Source organism: Micrococcus porci, assembly GCF_020097155.1.
GTDB classification, from domain to species: domain Bacteria; phylum Actinomycetota; class Actinomycetes; order Actinomycetales; family Micrococcaceae; genus Micrococcus; species Micrococcus porci.
The window spans coordinates 1424960-1446128 of sequence record NZ_CP083691.1; the positions used below are offsets into that span (position 1 = coordinate 1424960).

12 protein-coding genes and 2 rRNA genes are annotated in these 21169 nt (G+C 68.7%); 12 read left to right on the forward strand and 2 right to left on the reverse strand.

All coding sequences use genetic code 11. The features are described 5' to 3' along the window. Position 1 precedes the first annotated feature (1 nt). Positions 2–997 (reverse strand): quinone oxidoreductase family protein, encoded by a 996-nt coding sequence (locus KW076_RS06880; RefSeq protein WP_224354616.1) that lies wholly within the window; start codon positions 995–997, stop codon positions 2–4. A 98-nt stretch (positions 998–1095) separates the two neighbouring features. Between KW076_RS06880 and argC the strand changes: the two genes are divergently transcribed. From argC to argR, 6 genes are read left to right on the forward strand one after another with little or no spacing between them, the layout of a single operon-like run. Beyond that, positions 1096–2136 (forward strand): N-acetyl-gamma-glutamyl-phosphate reductase, encoded by a 1041-nt coding sequence (gene argC, locus KW076_RS06885; protein WP_224354617.1) that lies wholly within the window; start codon positions 1096–1098, stop codon positions 2134–2136. Further along, a complete protein-coding gene (argJ, locus tag KW076_RS06890; protein ID WP_224354618.1) occupies positions 2133–3293 on the forward strand; it encodes a bifunctional glutamate N-acetyltransferase/amino-acid acetyltransferase ArgJ in 1161 nt (386 codons plus the stop codon). The genes argC and argJ overlap by 4 nt, the downstream gene beginning before the upstream one ends. A 9-nt stretch (positions 3294–3302) precedes the next feature. Beyond that, positions 3303–4319 (forward strand): acetylglutamate kinase, encoded by a 1017-nt coding sequence (gene argB, locus KW076_RS06895; RefSeq protein WP_224354619.1) that lies wholly within the window; start codon positions 3303–3305, stop codon positions 4317–4319. Next, the gene (locus KW076_RS06900) at positions 4316–5644 is read left to right on the forward strand and encodes an acetylornithine transaminase (RefSeq protein WP_224354620.1); all 1329 of its coding nucleotides are present in this window, start codon (positions 4316–4318) and stop codon (positions 5642–5644) included. The genes argB and KW076_RS06900 overlap by 4 nt, the downstream gene beginning before the upstream one ends. Continuing rightward, positions 5641–6612 (forward strand): ornithine carbamoyltransferase, encoded by a 972-nt coding sequence (argF, locus tag KW076_RS06905; protein ID WP_224354621.1) that lies wholly within the window; start codon positions 5641–5643, stop codon positions 6610–6612. The genes KW076_RS06900 and argF overlap by 4 nt, the downstream gene beginning before the upstream one ends. After that, positions 6612–7097, forward strand: a complete 486-nt coding sequence (gene argR / locus KW076_RS06910; RefSeq protein ID WP_224354622.1) for an arginine repressor — start codon at positions 6612–6614, stop codon at positions 7095–7097. Before argF ends, argR begins: the two co-directional genes overlap by 1 nt. A 205-nt stretch (positions 7098–7302) precedes the next feature. Here argR and rpf read toward each other — a convergent pair whose 3' ends face one another. Then, positions 7303–8037 carry a resuscitation-promoting factor Rpf gene (rpf, locus tag KW076_RS12585; protein WP_286670214.1) on the reverse strand — a complete coding sequence of 245 codons (735 nt, stop codon included), beginning with the start codon at positions 8035–8037 and terminating at the stop codon, positions 7303–7305. 635 nt (positions 8038–8672) lie between these two features. Between rpf and KW076_RS06925 the strand changes: the two genes are divergently transcribed. The 6 genes from KW076_RS06925 (at position 8673) to KW076_RS06950 (ending at position 21148) form a co-directional block, all read left to right on the forward strand. Then, the gene (locus KW076_RS06925; RefSeq protein ID WP_224354623.1) at positions 8673–9914 is read left to right on the forward strand and encodes an argininosuccinate synthase; all 1242 of its coding nucleotides are present in this window, start codon (positions 8673–8675) and stop codon (positions 9912–9914) included. Between the two features lie 83 nt (positions 9915–9997). Beyond that, positions 9998–11458, forward strand: a complete 1461-nt coding sequence (gene argH, locus KW076_RS06930) for an argininosuccinate lyase (protein WP_224354624.1) — start codon at positions 9998–10000, stop codon at positions 11456–11458. Between the two features lie 153 nt (positions 11459–11611). Continuing rightward, on the forward strand, positions 11612–13894 hold the full coding sequence (locus KW076_RS06935) for a HelD family protein (protein ID WP_224354625.1): 2283 nt from the start codon (positions 11612–11614) through the stop codon (positions 13892–13894). A 93-nt stretch (positions 13895–13987) separates the two neighbouring features. Next, positions 13988–15316, forward strand: coding sequence for a tyrosine--tRNA ligase (gene tyrS / locus KW076_RS06940; protein WP_434084372.1), 1329 nt, complete (start codon positions 13988–13990; stop codon positions 15314–15316). Positions 15317–16118: 802 nt separating this feature from the next. Next, positions 16119–17640 (forward strand): 16S ribosomal RNA (locus KW076_RS06945). Between the two features lie 419 nt (positions 17641–18059). Beyond that, positions 18060–21148: ribosomal RNA gene (locus tag KW076_RS06950) — 23S ribosomal RNA — on the forward strand. The 16S and 23S rRNA genes sit together here, the layout of an rRNA operon. The last annotated feature ends 21 nt before the right edge of the window (positions 21149–21169 follow it).

Genomic DNA, 21169 nt, shown 5'->3' on the forward strand with positions numbered 1-21169 from the left:
GTCAGGAGAGGGGGAGCAGCACCTTGCCCGTGGTGGCCCGCGACGCCAGCAGGGTGTGCGCGCGGCCGGCCTCCGCCAGGGGCACCCGGGCGCCGATCCGCACGTCCAGCGCGCCGGCGGACCAGGCGTCGAAGAGCTCTCTGCCGCGCCAGGCGGTCTCCTCGGCGGTGCGGGTGTAGTGGGCCAGGGACGGCCGGGTGACGTAGAGCCCGCCGCCGGAGTTCAGCCGCTGGAGGTCGAACGGGGGCACCTGGCCGGAGGCGCCGCCGAAGAGCACCAGCGTGCCCCGCACGCGCAGGGAGGCCAGCGAGTCCTCGAAGGTGTCCGCACCGACGCCGTCGAACACCGCGTGGGCGCCCTCACCGCCGGTGGCGTCCAGGACGGTCTGCCGCAGCTCGGCGTAGGGCACAGCCGCGGAGGCCCCGGCGGCCGCCGAAAGCGCGCGCTTGTCCTCCGTCGAGGCGGCCGTGATGACCGTGGCGCCCCGGGCCGCGGCCAGCTGGGTCAGGAGCAGGCCCACGCCGCCGGCCCCCGCGGTGAGGGCGACGACATGCCCGGGCTCCACGGGGAACGTGGAGCGGCACAGGTAGTGGGCGGTCATGCCCTGCAGGGGCAGCGCGGCGGCGTCGGCCAGGTCCACGCCCGCGGGCACGTGCAGCAGCTGGTCCGCCGGGGCCGTGAAGTGCTCGGCGTAGGTGCCGCGGCCGGCGGCGGTCGCCACGCGCGCGCCCCGCAGCGCCTCGTCCACGCCGGGGCCCAGCGCGACGACGACGCCCGACCCCTCGCTCCCGGGGGTGAAGGGGTGCGGGACGGCGTAGACGCCGGAGCGCTGGTAGGTCTCGATGAAGTTCAGGCCCGCCGCGGCCGTCCGCACCAGCACCTCTCCGGCGCCGGGGGTCGGGACGGCGGTCTCGGTCCAGCGCAGGACCTCGGGGCCGCCGACCTCCTCGGCGATGATCGCGTGGTGGCGGGCGGGGATCTCGGCGTGGGTGCTCATGCTCCGCACTCTAGGTGCCCCCGGGGGCGGCGGACGAGCGCGCCGTCGTACTTCGCATAGATATTCCAGCCTCTGCATAGATGCGCTAGGGTGACGCCATGACATTCACCGTCGCCGTCTCCGGGGCCAGCGGCTACGCCGGGGGAGAGGTCCTGCGCCTGCTCGCGGGCCACCCCGAGGTGCAGATCGGCGCCATCAGCGCCCACTCCAACGCCGGCGAGCGCCTGGGCTCCCTCCAGCCGCACCTGCACGCGCTCGCGGACCGCGTCCTCGACGACACCACGGCGGACGTCCTGGCCGGGCACGACGTCGTCGTCCTCGCCCTGCCGCACGGCGCCTCCGCGGCCGTGGCGGCGGAGCTGGCCGAGCGGTCCCCACGGACCCTCGTCATCGACGCCGGAGCGGACCACCGCCTCGAGTCCGCCGCCGACTGGGAGCGCTTCTACGGCACGGACCACGCCGGCACCTGGCCCTACGGCCTGCCCGAGCTGCCGGGGCAGCGGGAGAGACTGGCCGGGGCCACGCGCATCGCCGTCCCCGGCTGCTACCCGACCACCTCGATCCTCGCCCTCGCCCCCGGCTTCGCCGCCGGGCTGCTGGAGACGCGGGACGTCGTCATCGTCGCCGCCTCCGGCACCTCCGGCGCGGGCAGGGCCGCGAAGCCACACCTGCTCGGCTCCGAGGTCATGGGCGGCATGAGCCCCTACGGCGTGGGCGGCGGCCACCGGCACACCCCGGAGATCGAGCAGGGCCTCGCGCAGGCCGCCGGCGAGCCGGTGCAGATCTCCTTCACGCCCACGCTCGCCCCCATGCCCCGCGGCATCCTCGCCACCGCCACCGCCCGCCTGAAGGAGGGCGTGACCGCGGACCGGGTCCGGGCCGCGTGGGAGGACGCCTACGGCCCCGAGCGCTTCGTCCACCTGCTGCCGGAGGGGCAGTGGCCGACGACGAAGGCCGTCGTGGGCTCGAACCACGTCGTCATGCAGCTCGCCGTGGACCCCCACGCCGGCCGTGTGATCGTCACCGCCGCCCTCGACAACCTCACCAAGGGGACCGCCGGCGGCGCCCTCCAGTCCATGAACATCGCCCTCGGCCTGCCGGAGCAGCTGGGGCTCGAGATCCAGGGGGTCGCGCCGTGAGCGTCACCGCAGCACAGGGCTTCCGCGCCGCCGGCGTCACGGCGGGCCTGAAGCCGTCCGGGAAGCCGGACGTCGCCGTCGTCGTCAACGACGGCCCGTCCCACACCGCCGCCGGCGTGTTCACCACCAACCGCGTCGCCGCCGCCCCCGTGCGGTGGTCTCGGCAGGTGCTGACGGACGGGCGCGCCGACGCCGTCGTGCTCAACTCGGGGGGCGCCAACGCCGCCACCGGGCATGCCGGCTTCCAGGACGCCCACCGCACCGCCGAGCACGCCGCCGAGGCGCTGGGCGTGTCAGCGGGGGACGTCGTGGTCTGCTCGACCGGCCTGATCGGCGAGCGCCTGCCGCTGGACACGCTGCTGGCCGGCGTGGACGCGGCCGCCGCGGGGCTGGCGGAGGACGGCGGGGCCGACGCCGCCCTGGCCATCATGACCACCGACACCGTGCCCAAGGAGGCGCAGGCCTCCGGCGAGGGCTGGACCGTCGGCGGCATGGCCAAGGGCGCCGGCATGCTGGCCCCGGGCATGGCCACCATGCTCTGCGTGGTCACCACCGACGCCGACCTGCCGGCCGCGGCCCTCCGGGCCGCCCTCGAGGAGGCCGTGCGCACCACGTTCAACCGCGTGGACTCGGACGGCTGCATGTCCACGAACGACACCGTCGTGCTGCTCGCGTCCGGCGCGTCCGGCGTGGCCCCCGAGCCCACGCAGTTCGGCGCGGCCCTCCACGCCGTCTGCGCGGACCTGGCCCGTCAGCTCGTCGGCGATGCCGAGGGCGCCGGGCATGACGTCCTCATCCGCGTGGTCAACGCCTCGGACGAGGACGCCGGCGAGGCCGTGGCCCGCGCCGTCTCCCGTTCCAACCTGCTCAAGACCGCCATCTTCGGCCAGGACCCCAACTGGGGCCGGGTCATCTCCGCGGTCGGCACAGTCCCGGAGGAGGTGGCCCCCTTCGACGCCGACGCCCTGGACGTCTCCTTCAACGGGGTGCAGGTGTGCCGGGCCGCCGGCGTCGGGGACTCCCGCGCGGGCGTGGACCTCTCCGGCCGCGAGGTGGTCATCGAGATCGACCTCCACGCGGGCGACGCCGTCGTGGAGCTGTGGACCAACGACCTCACCCACGACTACGTCCACGAGAACTCCGCCTACTCCACCTGAGGTGACCCCATGACCGGCCAGCCCGCCCCCGCCGACCCCACCACGCCGTCCGTGCCCGTGCTCTCCACGGCGCAGCGGCTCGAGCGCGCCGCCAGCAAGGCCGAGGTGCTCGTCGAGGCGCTGCCGTGGGTCCAGCGCTTCGCCGGCGCCACGATGGTGATCAAGTACGGCGGCAACGCGATGGTCTCGGACGAGCTGCGCCGGGCCTTCGCGGAGGACGTCGTGTTCCTCCACCACGTGGGCGTGCACCCCGTGGTGGTCCACGGCGGCGGCCCGCAGATCAACGCGATGCTCGAGCGGCTGGGCATCGAGTCCGAGTTCCGCGGCGGCCTGCGCGTCACCACGCCGGAGGCCATGGAGGTCGTCCGCATGGTGCTCACCGGACAGGTCGGCCGCGAGCTCGTCGGGCTGATCAACTCCCACGGTGCGTATGCGGTCGGCTCCTCGGGCGAGGACGCCGGGCTGTTCCGCGCCCGACGCACGGGCGCCGTCGTGGACGGCGAGACCGTGGACCTCGGCCTGGTGGGCGAGGTCACCGCGGTGAACCCGGAGGCCATCCGGGACGTGATCGACGCCGGCCGGATTCCCGTGGTCTCCTCGGTTGCCCCGGAGATCGGGGACGACGGCGAGCCCACCGGGGAGGTGCTCAACGTGAACGCGGACACCGCCGCCGCGGCCCTGGCCGCCGGGCTCGGGGCCGCGAAGCTCGTGCTCCTCACGGACGTCGAGGGGCTCTACGCCGACTGGCCGGACCGTGACTCCCTGATCAGCTCCCTCACGGCGAGCCAGCTGCGCGGACTCCTTCCGGGCCTGCAGTCCGGGATGATCCCAAAGATGGCCGCGTGCCTGCACGCCGTCGACTCCGGCGTCCACCGTGCGCACGTGGTGGACGGCCGCCGCCCGCACTCGATGCTGCTCGAGGTGTTCACCTCGGACGGCGTCGGCACGCAGGTCGTCCCGGATCCCACCCCCGCCACGCGGCCCGCGTCGGCGCCCACCACCGCCACCGCCCAGGAGGACGCATGAGCACCGCACCCGGCACCGATCCCGCGGCCCCCCAGGAGGAGCTGCTGGCGCGCTACGCCCACGCACTGACCGGCGTGTTCGGCGCCCCCGCCCGCGCGCTCGTGCGCGGCAGCGGCACGTCCGTCTGGGACGCCGACGGGCGCGAGTACACGGACCTCGTGGCCGGCATCGCCGTGAACTCGCTCGGCCACGCCCACCCGGCGGTCGTGGAGGCCGTCTCGCGGCAGGTGGCCACCCTCGGCCACGTGTCCAACCTCTTCACCTCGGAGCCGCAGGTCCGGCTGGCCGAGGCCCTCCTGGACCGGGCCGGCCTGCCCGAGGGCTCCTCGGTCTTCTTCTGCAACTCCGGCACCGAGGCCAACGAGGCCGCCCTCAAGCTGGCCCGCCGCCACGGCACGCAGGATCCCACCGGACGCCGCACGCGCGTCCTCGCCCTGGAGCGCGCCTTCCACGGCCGCACCATGGGCGCCCTGGCCTTGACCCACAAGGAGGCCTACCGGGCGCCGTTCGAGCCGCTGCCCGGCGGTGTCGAGTTCATCGCCGGCGGCGACGCCGGGGCCCTCGCCGCGGCCCTCGCCCCCGACGCCGAGGGCCGGACGGTGGCCGCCGTCGTCCTCGAGCCGGTCCAGGGCGAGGCCGGCGTGCATGGCTGGCCCGCCGCATACCTCGCCCGCGTTCGGGACCTCACGCGTGAGGCGGGCGCGCTGATGATCCTGGACGAGGTCCAGTCCGGCGTCGGCCGCACGGGCACCTGGTTCGCCTTCCAGAACCCGCAGGTCACGGGGTCCGGCGCGCCCGTGGTGCCGGACGCCTTCACTCTGGCCAAGGGCCTGGGAGGCGGCGTGCCGATCGGCGCGCTCGTCTCGGTGGGCCCCCAGGTCTCCCGCCTGCTCGCCCCGGGCCAGCACGGCACGACGTTCGGCGGGAACCCGCTGGCCACCGCCGCGGGCCTCGCGGTCGTGGAGACCCTGGAGGCCGAGGGGCTGCTGGACCACGTCCGCACCGTCGGCGCCCGGGTGTCCGAGCGCCTCGAGACGCTCGCCGAGGTCACGGCCGTCCGCGCCTACGGCCTCTGGATCGGCGTCGACCTCGCCGACGACGCCGCCGCGTCCCCCACGGGCGGGCTCGCCCCGGCCGTGGTGCGGGCCGGCCTTGACGCGGGCTGGATCCTCAACGCCACCGGACCCCGCACGCTGCGCCTGGCCCCGCCCCTGAACGTGGAGGCGGCGGACCTCGACCGCTTCGCGGACGCCCTGCCCGCCCTGGTGCGCGCCGCCCGCGCCGCCGCTCCGACCCCCCACGCTCCGAAGGAGGAGACCGCATGACCGCCGCCCCCGGCACCGACGTCCCCGTCCGCCACTTCCTCGTGGACACGGACCTGAGCCCCGCCGAGCAGGCGGAGGTCCTGGACCTGGCCCTGGAGATGAAGGCGGACCGCTTCCGCCACCGCCCGCTGGCGGGCCCGCAGACCGGCATCGTGTTCTTCGACAAGACGTCGACCCGCACCCGGGTGTCCTTCGCGGCCGGCATCGCCGACCTCGGCGGCACCCCGCTGATCGTGAACCCGGGGGAGTCGCAGCTGGGCCACAAGGAGTCCATCGCGGACACGGCGCGCGTCCTCGAGCGCATGGTCGGCGTCATCGTGTGGCGCACCTACGCCCAGTCCGGCCTGGAGGAGATGGCGGCGCACTCGCGCGTGCCCGTCGTCAACGCCCTGTCCGACGACTACCACCCGTGCCAGCTGCTGGCCGACCTCCTCACCGTGCGCGAGCACAAGGGCCGCACGCGGGGCCTGACGATGGCCTATCTGGGCGACGCGGCCAACAACATGGCCAACTCGTACCTGCTGGGGGGCGTCACGGCGGGCATGCACGTACGCGTCGCCGGCCCGGAGGGCTTCCTGCCCGACCCGGCAGTCGTGCGCGCGGCCGAGGAGCGGGCCGGGGAGACCGGTGGATCCGTGCTCGTCACCACGGACGCGGCCGCCGCGCTGGACGGCGCGGACGTCGTCGTCACGGACACCTGGGTGTCCATGGGCCAGGAGGACGAGAAGGAGGAGCGCCTTCGCCTGTTCGCGGACTACCGCGTGGACGCTGCCGCCATGGCCCGCGCCGCCTCCGACGCGGTCTTCCTGCACTGCCTCCCGGCCTACCGCGGCTACGAGGTCACGGAGGACGTGATCGACGGGCCGCAGTCGGTGGTGTTCGACGAGGCGGAGAACCGGCTGCACGCGCAGAAGGCGCTCATGGCGTGGCTGCTGTACCGCTCGGGCCTGGCCCAGGACCCCCGTTGATGGCCACGCCGGCGACGAAGACCGCCCGCCAGGCGGCCATCCGGGACGTCCTGCAGACGCGCGCCATCCGGTCGCAGGCCGAGCTCTCGGACGCCCTGGCCGAGCGTGGGCTGTCCGTCACCCAGGGCACGCTGTCGCGCGACCTCGTCGACCTCGGCGCCGTGCGCCTGCGCGGGGCCGAGGGGATGGTCTACGCGGTGCCGGCCGACGGCGAGGAGGCCGTGGCCGGGCGCAGCGCCGAGTCACAGACGGGGCGGCTCGCGTCCATGGCACGCGAGCTGCTCCTCTCCGCCGAGCCGACGGAGAACCTGGTCGTCCTGCGGACCCCTCCCGGGGCCGCGCAGTTCCTCGCCTCCGTCGTGGACCAGGCGCGCGTCGAGGGGATCGTGGGCACCATCGCGGGCGACGACACGGTGCTGCTCATCACGGCCGGCACGCGGGAGGCCCCCGCGGTGGCCGCCCGGCTGCTCGGCATGGCCGGCTGAGCCCTCCTGACGGCACGAAGGCCCCCGAGGACCACGTCCTCGGGGGCCTTCTCATGCCCGGAGCCGTTGCACGCCCTTCTGAGGCCCGATCGTGACGGCGGAGTCGCAGGGGATCGCTGGGGTCCTGCGCGGCCGTCTGGACGGCATTCAGGGGCGACGAAGGCCCCGTCCCAGCGGGACGGGGCCTTCGATCGCGGGGAGTGGATCAGGCGGTGGGGAGCACGAGCTCCTGGCCCACGTAGATCACGGAGGCGTCCTCGATGATGTCCTTGTTGGCCTCGTGCAGGGCCTTCCAGCCGCCGGCGACCTTGTGGGTCTTGGCGATCTTCCACAGGGAGTCGCCCGGCTTCACGAAGACGGTGTCCTCGGCGGCGGCCAGCTCGGTGGCGTTCTCGGTGTTGGCCTTCTCGGCGGCCTTCAGCACGGACTTGGGGGTGTGCGCGGCGGCGGCGGCGCGCTGGGCGGCGGCCTTCTCGGCGGCGCGCTGCTCGGCGGCGGACTGCTCGGCGGCCCAGTCCTGGGCGGCGGAGGCGGACGCCTGGGTGGACTGGCGCTGCACCGGGGTGGTGGAGTACGCGTCCGGGGCGGTGTCGGCGCCGGAGAGGCCGGCCTTGACGGAGCACACGGGCCAGGCACGCCAGCCCTGCATATCCTGCAGGATCTCGGCGCGCTTGATCTGCTCGGCCTTGGAGGCCTCGTGCGGGTAGCCGGTGCCGCCCACGCCGCGCCAGGAGGTCAGGGAGAACTGCAGCCCGCCGTAGTAGCCGTTGCCGGTGTTGATGGCCCAGTTGCCGTTGGACTCGCAGGCGGCGATCTTGTCCCAGGTCTCGACGGACGCGGCCTGCGCCGGGGCGGCGAAGGCGGCGGCGGCACCGACCAGAGTCATGCCGGTCAGGGCGGTGGCGGTGGCACGGCGGGAGGAGGTGGTGAAGAAAGTCATGTCGAAGAGAGGTTCGAGATCCTGCCTGTCCGGTCGCGGCTGCGTTCCGGAGGGTCGTCTACTCCTTGGTCGGGTCAAAGACTCCGTCGACGCGAGACGACCCTCAGCGGGCGGCCGGCGGAGCTTCGATCCGGGATCGACGTGTGCGCGTCGCGGGCTGGCCCGGGACTCGGTAACGGTTCGATCACGAATCGGCTACGGAAGAGTCAACGCCCCGAGGTGGGGGAGCGTCAAATCGCGGTGTGGACGACCTCAGCGGCCGGCGTCCTTCTGGCTCCTGGATGTCGATATGTCCATTGTGGGTCGGTTAGGAGTGGACAAAATGACGTCTTGGAGACGATGAGAGCGCAATCGGTCACTTCTTACCTCTCCAGCTCCTGGGCGTGTCGGCAGAGATCCCCCCGTGACAGCCCGTGGGTGGAAGATGCCTGAGCTGTTTGTTCGCTGTGGATGCCGCGCGACCGCCCGGTGTGCAGGAGTCGTCCTCCTTCGGGTCTGCTCGCCAGGCATATTCCGCACATTGCATAGATATGCATACGACCGCTAGGATCGGGGGCGACAACGCCGGAGGCTCGCGCCCCGCGCGGCCGCCAGAGGGCGGCCGGGAGCATGTCCTCTATATAAGGAGAAGAATCGTGAAGGATCGCATCGTCCTCGCCTACTCGGGCGGCCTGGACACCTCCGTGGCCATCGGCTGGATCGGCGAGGCCACCGGCGCAGAGGTCGTCGCCGTCGCCGTGGACGTGGGCCAGGGCGGCGAGTCCCTGGAGACCATCCGACAGCGGGCGCTGGACTGCGGCGCGGTCGAGGCCTACGTGGCCGACGCCCGTGACGAGTTCGCGGAGCAGTACTGCATGCCCACGCTCAAGGCCAACGCGCTCTACATGGACGCCTACCCGCTGGTCTCGGCGATCTCCCGCCCCGTGATCTCCCGCCACCTGGTGGCCGCGGCCCGTCAGTTCGGCGCCTCAACGGTCGCCCACGGCTGCACCGGCAAGGGCAACGACCAGGTCCGCTTCGAGGTCTCCATCCAGACGCTGGGCCCGGACCTCAAGTGCATCGCGCCGGTCCGCGACCTCGCCCTGACCCGCGAGAAGGCCATCGAGTACGCCGAGCGCAACGAGCTGCCGATCGCCACGACCAAGAAGAACCCCTTCTCCATCGACCAGAACGTCTGGGGCCGCGCCGTGGAGACCGGCTTCCTCGAGGACATCTGGAACGGCCCCACCAAGGACGTCTACGACTACACCGACGACCCGGCCTTCCCGCCGGCCCCGGACGTGGTGACCATCGCCTTCGAACAGGGCGTCCCCACGGCCCTCGACGGCCGCGCCCTGTCCGCCCTGGAGATCATCGAGGAGCTCAACCGGCGCGCCGGTGCGCAGGGCGTGGGCCGGATCGACATCGTCGAGGACCGCCTGGTGGGCATCAAGTCCCGTGAGATCTATGAGGCCCCGGGTGCGATGGCCCTCATCGCCGCCCACCGCGAGTTGGAGAACGTCACCCTCGAGCGCGAGCAGGCCCGCTTCAAGAAGCAGGTCGACCAGCGCTGGACCGAGCTGGTGTACGACGGCCAGTGGTTCTCCCCGCTGAAGAAGAGCCTGGACACCTTCATCGACGACACGCAGAAGCACGTCAACGGCGAGATCCGCCTCGAGCTCCACGGCGGACGCGCCACCGTCCAGGGCCGCCGCTCGGAGACCGGCCTGTACGACTTCAACCTGGCGACGTACGACGAGGGCGACTCCTTCGACCAGTCCTCGGCCCGCGGGTTCATCGACATCTACGGCCTGTCGGCGAAGACCGCGTCCGAGCGCGAGCAGCGGCTCGGCGGTGCGGCCGACCTGGCCGACGTCGCGCGCCTGAGCAACGACTGACCATCCCGCACCGCGGACGACGGCGGCCGGCCCCGCACCGGGACCGGCCGCCGTCGTCCGTCCGACCTTCAAGGAGACCCGCAGTGAGCGAGAACAGCACGCCGCGCCATGGCACCAACGAGGGCGCCCTGTGGGGCGGCCGGTTCGCCGGCGGCCCGTCCGAGGCCCTGGCGGCCCTGAGCAAGTCCACGCACTTCGACTGGCGCCTGGCGCCCTACGACATCGCCGGCTCGCGCGCGCACGCCCGGGTGCTGCACACTGCGGGGCTCCTCACGGCCGACGAGCTCGCCGGCATGATCGACGCGCTCGACCGCCTGGAGGCCGACGTGCGCTCGGGTGCCTACGCCCCGGCCGAGTCGGACGAGGACGTCCACGGCTCCCTCGAGCGCGGCCTGATCGAGCGCGCGGGCGCCGAGCTGGGCGGCAAGCTCCGCGCCGGCCGCTCCCGCAACGACCAGGTCGCCACCCTGGGGCGGATGTTCCTGCGGGACCACGCACGCGTCGTGGCCCGGGGCGTGCTGGCCACGGTGGACGCGCTCGTGGAGCAGGCCGAGGCGCACCCCTTCGCGCCCATGCCCGGCCGCACCCACCTGCAGCACGCGCAGCCGGTCCTGCTCTCGCACCACCTGCTGGCGCACGCCTGGGCGTTCACCCGCGACCTGCAGCGCCTCGTGGACTGGGACGCGCGGGCCGCCGTCTCGCCCTACGGCTCCGGCGCCCTCGCCGGGTCCACGCTGGGCCTGGACCCGAACGCCGTGGCCGCCGAGCTCGGCTTCGACTCCGCCGTGTGGAACTCGATCGACGGGACCGCGGCGCGCGACGTCTACGCGGAGTTCGCGTGGGTCGCGGGCATGATCGGCGTGGACCTCTCCCGGATCTCCGAGGAGGTCATCTTCTGGGCCACCAAGGAGGCCGGGTTCGTGCGCCTGCACGACTCCTACTCGACCGGCTCCTCGATCATGCCGCAGAAGAAGAACCCGGACGTCGCCGAGCTGGCGCGGGGCAAGGCGGGTCGGCTCATCGGCGACCTCGCCGGCCTCATGGCGACGCTCAAGGGTCTTCCGCTGGCCTACAACCGGGACCTGCAGGAGGACAAGGAGCCGGTGTTCGACGCCGTGGACACCCTCGAGCTGCTGCTGCCGGCCGTGTCCGGCATGATCGCCACGCTGTCGTTCAACACGGAGCGCATGGCGGCCCTCGCACCCCAGGGCTTCGCGCTGGCGACGGACATCGCGGAGTGGCTCGTCCGCCAGGGTGTGCCGTTCCGGGTGGCCCACGAGCTCTCAGGTGAGGCCGTGCAGGTCGCCGAGTCGCGCGGTGTGGAGCTGTGGGACCTCACGGACGAGGAGTACGCCGGGATCTCCGCGCACCTCACGCCGGCCGTGCGCGAGGTCCTGAGCACGGAAGGCTCGCTGAACGCCCGCCGCGGCCAGGGCGGCACCGCGCCGGAGGCCGTGGCCGAGCAGCTCGCCGCGCTGAAGGCGGCCCTCGAGCCGCTCCGCGCCTTCGCCGCGTCGGCCGGGTCCGTGGTCGACGCCCGCTGATGTGTGCCCGGGGCCAGGGCACGCCCCGGCCCCGGGCGTCCACCATCCGTCCATGCCGCGTTCACGTCGCCGGTTGTACGATGGATGGTCCCGTTCCGCCGCGGGGCCGCCCGACGCCGGCGGCCACGCCCCGACCGCATGAGGTTGCCCCCGATGACCGACACCGTGTCCTCCCGCCAGGCGGAGCTCGAACTCGAGCGGGAGCGGGTGGCCGTGCGCTACGCACGGCTGGACGCCCTCCGGGCGGAGAAGGAGGAGCAGCTGGCCCGGGTGCGGCGCTCCGGGTTGCAGGGGTCCGTGCAGAACCATTCGGAGCGCGACGCGTTCGCGAGCCTCTATGAAGACCGCCTCGCTCAGCTGTACGCGGTGGACGAGCGCCTCGTGTTCGGCCGCCTGGACCTGGACGCGGACGATGCGGGCGACGTCGAGCAGCGCTACATCGGCCGCATCGGCCTCACCGACGAGGGCCAGGAGCGCCTTCTCGTGGACTGGCGCGCCCAGGAGGCGGGGGCCTTCTACCAGGCGACGGCGGCGCGGCGTCTCGGCGTGGGCCGGCGCCGCCACCTGCTGCTGCGCGGCCGTGAGGTCCGCGACTTCGAGGACGACGTGCTCGACCCGTCGCTGATCGCCGAGGGCGCCGCCGGGGCCCAGTCCCAGGGGGCGCTCCTGGCGGCGGTGACCGCCCGGCGGACGGGCCGCATGGGGGACATCGTGGCCACGATCCAGGCGGAGCAGGACGAGGTGATCCGGGCGGACACCTCGGGCGCGCTCGTCGTGCAGGGCGGTCCGGGCACCGGCAAGACGGCCGTGGCCCTCCATCGCGCGGCCTATCTGCTCTACACCCACCGGGACCGGCTCGCGAAGTCCGGTGTCCTGGTGGTGGGCCCGTCGAACGCCTTCATGCGGTACATCGAGCGGGTGCTCCCGTCCCTGGGCGAGACGGGCGTCGTCATGGCCTCCCTCGGCACGCTCATGCCGGGCGTCCAGGCCGGGCCGGACCGCTCGGCGCGCGCGGCGGAGCTCAAGGGCCGGCTGGAGATGGCCGACGTCGTCGCCGCCGCCGTCGCGCAGCGGCAGCGGCTGATCCCGGAGACCCGCAGGCTCGAGATCGAGGGGACGGTCGTCAAGCTGAAGCCGGCGATGGTGCGGCGGGCCCGCGACCGGGCCCGGGCCACGGGCAAGCCCCACAACGAGGCGCGGACGACCTTCGTGAAGATCCTCGTCCGCGAGCTCGCGGAGAAGCTCAGGAAGAAGCTGGAGAAGTCCTCGGGCGTGCCCGTGCAGCGTGACCTGCTGCTGGAGGACGTCCGTACGGCCCGGGACGTCCGCGTGGCCCTGAACCTGTGCTGGATGCCGCTGACGCCGCAGAAGCTGGTGGGTGACCTGCTCACCAAGGAGCACCTGCTCCGGGCGGCGGCGCCCGGGCTGTCCGACGGCGACGTCGCGGCCCTCCTGCGCACGGACCCGGACGCGTGGGTCGAGTCCGACGTCCCGCTGCTGGACGAGGCCGCCGAGCTGCTCGGCGAGCTGGAGGAGCCCCACCGGCCGGGGGAGTCGGAGGCGCAGCACCGCCGCAACGTGGAGAACGCGCAGGCCTCCCTGGAGAACATGCACCAGACGCTCGCGGAGCTCGGCGTGGACGGGGTCGTGGATGCGGAGCAGCTGGCGGCGGCCAACGAGGTCCGCGCCGTGCGTCGCACGACGGCGGAGCAGGCCGCGCACGACCGCACGTGGACGTTCGGGCACGTCGTGGTGGATGAGGCCCAGGAGCTCTCGCCCATGCAGTGGCGGCTCCTGGCCCGCCGCTGCCCGCTGAAGTCCTTCACCGTGGTCGGAGACATCGCGCAGGCGTCCCGCCGGGGCGGCGCGCGGTCGTGGAAGGACGTGCTCGGACCGGAGTTCGGCGACCGGATGCGCCTGGAGGAGCTGACGGTGAACTACCGCTCGCCCGCGCGCATCACGCGCTGGGCCGCCCAGGTGGCGCAGGCGGCGGGCCTGGAGATCAGCTCGCCGGAGGCCGTGCGCGAGGGGGAGCACGAGCCGCTGCTGACGGTGGAGCCCGGCGCGGACCCCACGCGTCTGGCCCAGCGGGTCGTGGAGGCCGAGCGCGGACGGGTCGGGGACGGACTCGTGGCGGTCATCGTCCCCGCCGACGACGCCGCGGAGCATCTGACCCACCTGCAGGATCGGTGGGGCTCCCTCGTGGACCGGGCGCCGGCCCCGGGGGTGGAGGTCGTGGTGGTCACGGCGCGGGAGACGAAGGGCCTCGAGTTCGACGCGGTCGTGCTCGTGTCCCCGGAGCGGATCGTCGCCGACGCCGACGGCGTCGTGGGCGACCTGTACGTCGCGATGACGCGGTGCACCCAGTCGATCAGCGTCGTGAGCGGCGCCGCCGAGGAGGAGTTGCCCGCCGGGCTCATGCCGGTCCCCGCCTGAGTCGGGCGTCGGCTGCCGTCGCGGCACTCCTCCGCGCGTCGTCGTCACCGAGCCGCACGCGGTGGATAGGGTGAACCCGTGGCTGAGACGACCGTGACCCGTGCAGAGCGCCTGCGGCAGCAGGCCAACGACCCCTCCTTCGAGAACGTCTGGCAGGAGCTGACGTGGCGCGGCCTGGTGCACGTGTCCACGGACGAGGCGGCGCTGGAGGAGGCCCTCGCCGGGGAGCCGATCAGCTACTACTGCGGCTTCGACCCCACGGCCCCGTCCCTCCATCTGGGGCACCTGGTGCAGCTCCTCCTCATGCGCCGGCTCCAGCTGGCCGGCCACCGGCCCGTCGCGCTGGTCGGCGGGGCCACCGGGCTCATCGGCGACCCGCGGCAGACCTCGGAGCGGGTGCTGAACACCCGGGAGGTCGTCCAGGAGTGGGTGGAGTCCCTGCGCGCACAAATCGAGCCCTACCTCGCCTTCGAGGGGGACAACGGCGCCCGCATGGTGAACAACCTCGACTGGACCGCAAGCATGAGCGCGCTCGACTTCCTCCGCGAGGTCGGCAAGAACTTCCGCGTGGGCACCATGGTCAAGAAGGAGATCGTGGCCAAGCGCCTGCACTCGGAGGAGGGGATCTCCTACACCGAGTTCTCCTACCAGGTGCTGCAGGGCAACGACTTCCTCGAGCTCTACCGGCAGCACGGGGTGACCCTGCAGTCCGGCGGCTCGGATCAGTGGGGCAACCTGACCTCGGGCACGGAGCTGATCCGCAAGGTGGAGGGCGCCCACGTCCACGCGCTCGGCACACCGCTGATCACGAACTCCGACGGCACGAAGTTCGGCAAGTCCGAGGGCAACGCCATCTGGCTGGACGCGGACATGTGCTCCCCGTACGCCTTCTACCAGTTCTGGCTCAACACGGCCGACGCCGACGTCGTCGACCGCCTGAAGGTCTTCACCTTCCTGACCCGGGCCGAGATCGAGGAGTACGCGGCCAAGGTCGACGCCGAGCCGTTCCGGCGCGAGGCACAGAAGCGCCTCGCCTGGGAGGTGACGGCTCTGGCCCATGGCGAGGAGGCGGCGCGGACGGTGATCGACGCGTCCGCCGCCGTGTTCGGGGGAGGGGACCTGTCCGAGGTCGACGTCGACGTCCTCTCGGCCGTGCTGGCGGAGCTCCCTCAGGCGGACGCAGCCCAGTGGGGGGCCGCCGGCAAGCCGACGGCGGTCGAACTGCTGGTGTCGACCGGGCTGGTGTCCTCCAACTCGGAGGCGCGGCGCACCATCAAGGAAGGCGGCGCGTCGGTGAACAACGTCAAGGTCGCCGACGCCGAGCAGGTCTTCGGTGCAGATGAGGCCCTGGCCGGCCGCTACCTGCTGGTGCGCCGGGGGAAGAAGAACATGGCTGCGGCCGACCTCCGATCGGGGGAGTGACGCACGGCATACGAGGGAGTCGCCGTCGAGGGACGGCGACCATGCCGGGAAGACACCCCGGGATCCGCGGGAATCCGCGGGTCCCGGGGTGTCGCCGTTCCACCGCGCCCTCGATTTGGCGATCCCGCTGCGGTAGGGGTAGAGTTCTTTCTCGTGCTGAGGCGCGGTTCGGGGTTTTCCGGGCGGTGCTGGTGAGTAGCCGAGCATGACTTTCAGGGTCTGGCGCATGGATCGCAGTCCTGGGTTGTCGGTTCACCGGGCATGCATTCCCTGTTGAGGGGGTGGGTATTCTTGAGAAGATGGTCTGGTTTGACTGACTGGGATCGTGTGGTAAGGTCTTCTGGTCCTTCCTTGTTCTTCGTTGGATGGTGGGTGTGCTCGTCAGAGCGGCTTGACATTGACGGAGAACGTGGTAAGGTTGACTGGCCCGCCATGGTGAACGGCTGCTGACGGCTTCGGGAACGGAGTTGACACGGTGTGTGAACATGGTAAGGTTGTGAAGTCCTGAACTGCAGAGAACAGCGTATCGACGCCGACATGGTGTTGACAGTCTGAATCGGATGGTCTAGGATGGAGAAGTTGCTCCGGAGCGAAGCACCGCGGAATGACGTGGTGGGGAGGCCGGAAGCGCCTGTTGTTTGAGAACTCAATAGTGTGCCAAGTTTGTTGATGCCAATTGTTTTAACACATATTGGTTGACCGTTGTGCCCGCACCCCCGTGCGATGTGCACACGGTCTGCCAGGTATTGAATTGGCGTGGTGACCGGTTATTTCCGGCTGGTCCCGCGTCGTTCTGTAATTTTTTACGGAGAGTTTGATCCTGGCTCAGGATGAACGCTGGCGGCGTGCTTAACACATGCAAGTCGAACGATGAAGCCCAGCTTGCTGGGTGGATTAGTGGCGAACGGGTGAGTAACACGTGAGTAACCTGCCCTTGACTCTGGGATAAGCCTGGGAAACTGGGTCTAATACCGGATAGGAACGTCCACCGCATGGTGGGTGTTGGAAAGAATTTCGGTCATGGATGGACTCGCGGCCTATCAGCTTGTTGGTGAGGTAATGGCTCACCAAGGCGACGACGGGTAGCCGGCCTGAGAGGGTGACCGGCCACACTGGGACTGAGACACGGCCCAGACTCCTACGGGAGGCAGCAGTGGGGAATATTGCACAATGGGCGAAAGCCTGATGCAGCGACGCCGCGTGAGGGATGACGGCCTTCGGGTTGTAAACCTCTTTCAGTAGGGAAGAAGCGAAAGTGACGGTACCTGCAGAAGAAGCACCGGCTAACTACGTGCCAGCAGCCGCGGTAATACGTAGGGTGCGAGCGTTATCCGGAATTATTGGGCGTAAAGAGCTCGTAGGCGGTTTGTCGCGTCTGTCGTGAAAGTCCGGGGCTTAACCCCGGATCTGCGGTGGGTACGGGCAGACTAGAGTGCAGTAGGGGAGACTGGAATTCCTGGTGTAGCGGTGGAATGCGCAGATATCAGGAGGAACACCGATGGCGAAGGCAGGTCTCTGGGCTGTAACTGACGCTGAGGAGCGAAAGCATGGGGAGCGAACAGGATTAGATACCCTGGTAGTCCATGCCGTAAACGTTGGGCACTAGGTGTGGGGACCATTCCACGGTTTCCGCGCCGCAGCTAACGCATTAAGTGCCCCGCCTGGGGAGTACGGCCGCAAGGCTAAAACTCAAAGGAATTGACGGGGGCCCGCACAAGCGGCGGAGCATGCGGATTAATTCGATGCAACGCGAAGAACCTTACCAAGGCTTGACATGTTTTCGACCGCCGTAGAGATACGGTTTCCCCTTTGGGGCGGATTCACAGGTGGTGCATGGTTGTCGTCAGCTCGTGTCGTGAGATGTTGGGTTAAGTCCCGCAACGAGCGCAACCCTCGTTCCATGTTGCCAGCACGTAGTGGTGGGGACTCATGGGAGACTGCCGGGGTCAACTCGGAGGAAGGTGGGGACGACGTCAAATCATCATGCCCCTTATGTCTTGGGCTTCACGCATGCTACAATGGCCGGTACAATGGGTTGCGATACTGTGAGGTGGAGCTAATCCCAAAAAGCCGGTCTCAGTTCGGATTGGGGTCTGCAACTCGACCCCATGAAGTCGGAGTCGCTAGTAATCGCAGATCAGCAACGCTGCGGTGAATACGTTCCCGGGCCTTGTACACACCGCCCGTCAAGTCACGAAAGTCGGTAACACCCGAAGCCGGTGGCCTAACCCTTGTGGGGGGAGCCGTCGAAGGTGGGACCAGCGATTGGGACTAAGTCGTAACAAGGTAGCCGTACCGGAAGGTGCGGCTGGATCACCTCCTTTCTAAGGAGCATCAGTGCCCGTTGCATCACCGAGTGTGTGATGGCGGGTTGCTCATGGGTGGAACATCAATGAATGGTGCCAGTGGTGGTGCCGGCTGGATGTGAGTACGCCTTCGGGTTGGAAAGCATGTGGTTGGTGGCTACGTGCTGGTGTTGGCACACTGTTGGGTCCTGGGACAGCAGGCGCCCCTTTTCGGAGGGGTTGTTGTTCTGATCCTGCCTGGTGAAGCTGCGCATGTTGGTGTGTGGTGGATGGGGTGAGGGGCTGTTGTTTGAGAACTGTATAGTGGACGCGAGCATCTTATTTTTGTTGCCGTTGCGTGTGGTCGTCCCCCTGGGTGGCTGCGTTGAGCGTGACGGTGATGCCGAGAATGACATCTTTAGTTAGAGATAACTGCTCATTTGAGGACTTTCATGTGTGTGAAAGTTTCTAAGGGCGCATGGTGGATGCCTTGGCAACAGGAGCCGAAGAAGGACGTGGGAATCTGCGATAAGCCTGGTGGAGTCGATAACCGGACGTTGAGACCAGGATTTCCGAATGGGGAAACCCCGCACGACGTGTCGTGTGACCCCCGGTTGAACACATAGACCGGGTGGAGGGAACGTGGGGAAGTGAAACATCTCAGTACCCACAGGAAGAGAAAACAAAAGTGATTCCGTGAGTAGTGGCGAGCGAAAGCGGATGGGGCTAAACCGTATGCGTGTGATACCCGGCAGGGGTTGCGTGTGCGGTGTTGTGGGCCCCTCCTTGTCATGTCTGCCGGCATGGCGCAGTGAGGTGCGGGCATATAGACGAACCAGTGTGGATGCTGGACCGTAGAGGGTGAGAGTCCCGTAGTTGAAATGTGTTCCGCCGCTGTTGGAGGGTCGCCCGAGTAGCACGGGGCCCGAGAAATCCCGTGTGAATCTGCCAGGACCACCTGGTAAGCCTGAATACTACCTGTTGACCGATAGCGGATCAGTACCGTGAGGGAATGGTGAAAAGTACCCCGGGAGGGGAGTGAAATAGTACCTGAAACCATGTGCCTACAAACCGTCGGAGCCTTTCGGGGTGACGGCGTGCCTTTTGAAGAATGAGCCTGCGAGTTAGTGATACGTGGCGAGGTTAACCCGTGTGGGGAAGCCGTAGCGAAAGCGAGTCTGAATAGGGCGGTTCAGTCGCGTGTCCTAGACCCGAAGCGGAGTGATCTACCCATGGCCAGGTTGAAGCGCGTGTAAGAGCGCGTGGAGGACCGAACCCACTTCAGTTGAAAATGGAGGGGATGAGCTGTGGGTAGGGGTGAAAGGCCAATCAAACTCCGTGATAGCTGGTTCTCCCCGAAATGCATTTAGGTGCAGCGTCACGTGTTTCTTCCCGGAGGTAGAGCTACTGGATGGACGATGGGCCCTACAAGGTTACTGACTTCAGCCAAACTCCGAATGCCGGGAAGTGAGAGCGTGGCAGTGAGACTGTGGGGGATAAGCTTCATAGTCGAGAGGGAAACAGCCCAGACCACCGGTTAAGGCCCCTAAGCGTGTGCTAAGTGGGAAAGGATGTGGAGTTGCTGAGACAACCAGGAGGTTGGCTTAGAAGCAGCCACCCTTGAAAGAGTGCGTAATAGCTCACTGGTCAAGTGATTCCGCGCCGACAATGTAGCGGGGCTCAAGTACACCGCCGAAACCGTGGCATTCAGTTTTCTGGATGGGTAGGGGAGCGTCGTTCACGAGGTGAAGCCAGCGAGTAATTTCTGGTGGATTGTGGACGAGTGAGAATGCAGGCATGAGTAGCGAAAGACGGGTGAGAAACCCGTCCGCCGGATGACTAAGGGTTCCAGGGTCAAGCTAATCTGCCCTGGGTGAGTCGGGACCTAAGGCGAGGCCGACAGGCGTAGTCGATGGACAACGGGTTGATATTCCCGTACCAGTGAAGAACCGCCCATGCTGAGCCGGTGATACTAACCGTCTGAAGCGCCCCTCACTGCCCCTTCGGGGGTGGATGGGTGCGTGGAGCACGGGACCTGAACCGGGGAGGCAAGCGTATTAACAGGTGTGACGCAGGAAGGTAGCCGGGCCAGGCAATGGAATCGACCTGGTCTAAGGGTGTAGGGCTGCCGGTAGGTAAATCCGCCGGCTGTGTGCTTGAGACCTGATGGGCGCCCACGTGGTGGGTGATCCGGTGATCCTATGCTGCCAAGAAAAGCATCGGCGCGAGGTTTGAACTGCCCGTACCCTAAACCGACACAGGTGGTCAGGTAGAGAATACTAAGGCGATCGAGAGAATCATGGTTAAGGAACTCGGCAAAATGCCCCCGTAACTTCGGGAGAAGGGGGGCCCCAACCTTGAGCACCGCTTGCTGGTGTGAGGGGATCGGGGCCGCAGAGACCAGGGGGAAGCGACTGTTTATCAAAAACACAGGTCCGTGCGAAGTCGTAAGACGATGTATACGGACTGACTCCTGCCCGGTGCTGGAAGGTTAAGAGGACCCGTTAGCTTCGGCGAAGCGGAGAATTTAAGCCCCAGTAAACGGCGGTGGTAACTATAACCATCCTAAGGTAGCGAAATTCCTTGTCGGGTAAGTTCCGACCTGCACGAATGGAGTAACGACTTCCCCGCTGTCTCAACCGTGAACTCGGCGAAATTGCATTACGAGTAAAGATGCTCGTTACGCGCAGAAGGACGGAAAGACCCCGTGACCTTTACTATAGTTTGGTATTGGTGTTCGGTGTGGCTTGTGTAGGATAGGTGGGAGACTGTGAAGCGGGCACGCCAGTGTTCGTGGAGTCATCGTTGAAATACCACTCTGGTCATACTGGATGTCTAACTTCGGCCCGTGATCCGGGTCAGGGACAGTGCCTGATGGGTAGTTTAACTGGGGCGGTTGCCTCCCAAAATGTAACGGAGGCGCCCAAAGGTTCCCTCAGCCTGGTTGGCAATCAGGTGTCGAGTGCAAGTGCACAAGGGGGCTTGACTGTGAGAGTGGCAGCTCGAGCAGGGACGAAAGTCGGGACTAGTGATCCGGCGGCTCGTTGTGGAACGGCCGTCGCTCAACGGATAAAAGGTACCTCGGGGATAACAGGCTGATCTTGCCCAAGAGTCCATATCGACGGCATGGTTTGGCACCTCGATGTCGGCTCGTCGCATCCTGGGGCTGGAGTAGGTCCCAAGGGTTGGGCTGTTCGCCCATTAAAGCGGTACGCGAGCTGGGTTCAGAACGTCGTGAGACAGTTCGGTCCCTATCCTCTGCGCGCGTTGGAAATTTGAGAAGGTCTGTCCTTAGTACGAGAGGACCGGGACGGACGAACCTCTGGTATGTCAGTTGTACCGCCAGGTGCATGGCTGATTAGCTACGTTCGGGATGGATAACCGCTGAAAGCATCTAAGCGGGAAGCCGGCTTCGAGATGAGATTTCCTTGCCCCTTTGAGGGTGTGAGGCCCCCAGCTAGATGACTGGGTTGATAGGCTGGATGTGGAAGCGAGGACTGAAGACTCGTGGAGCTGACCAGTACTAATAGGCCGATGACTTTCAACACACATCATTTTTGGTGTTCGC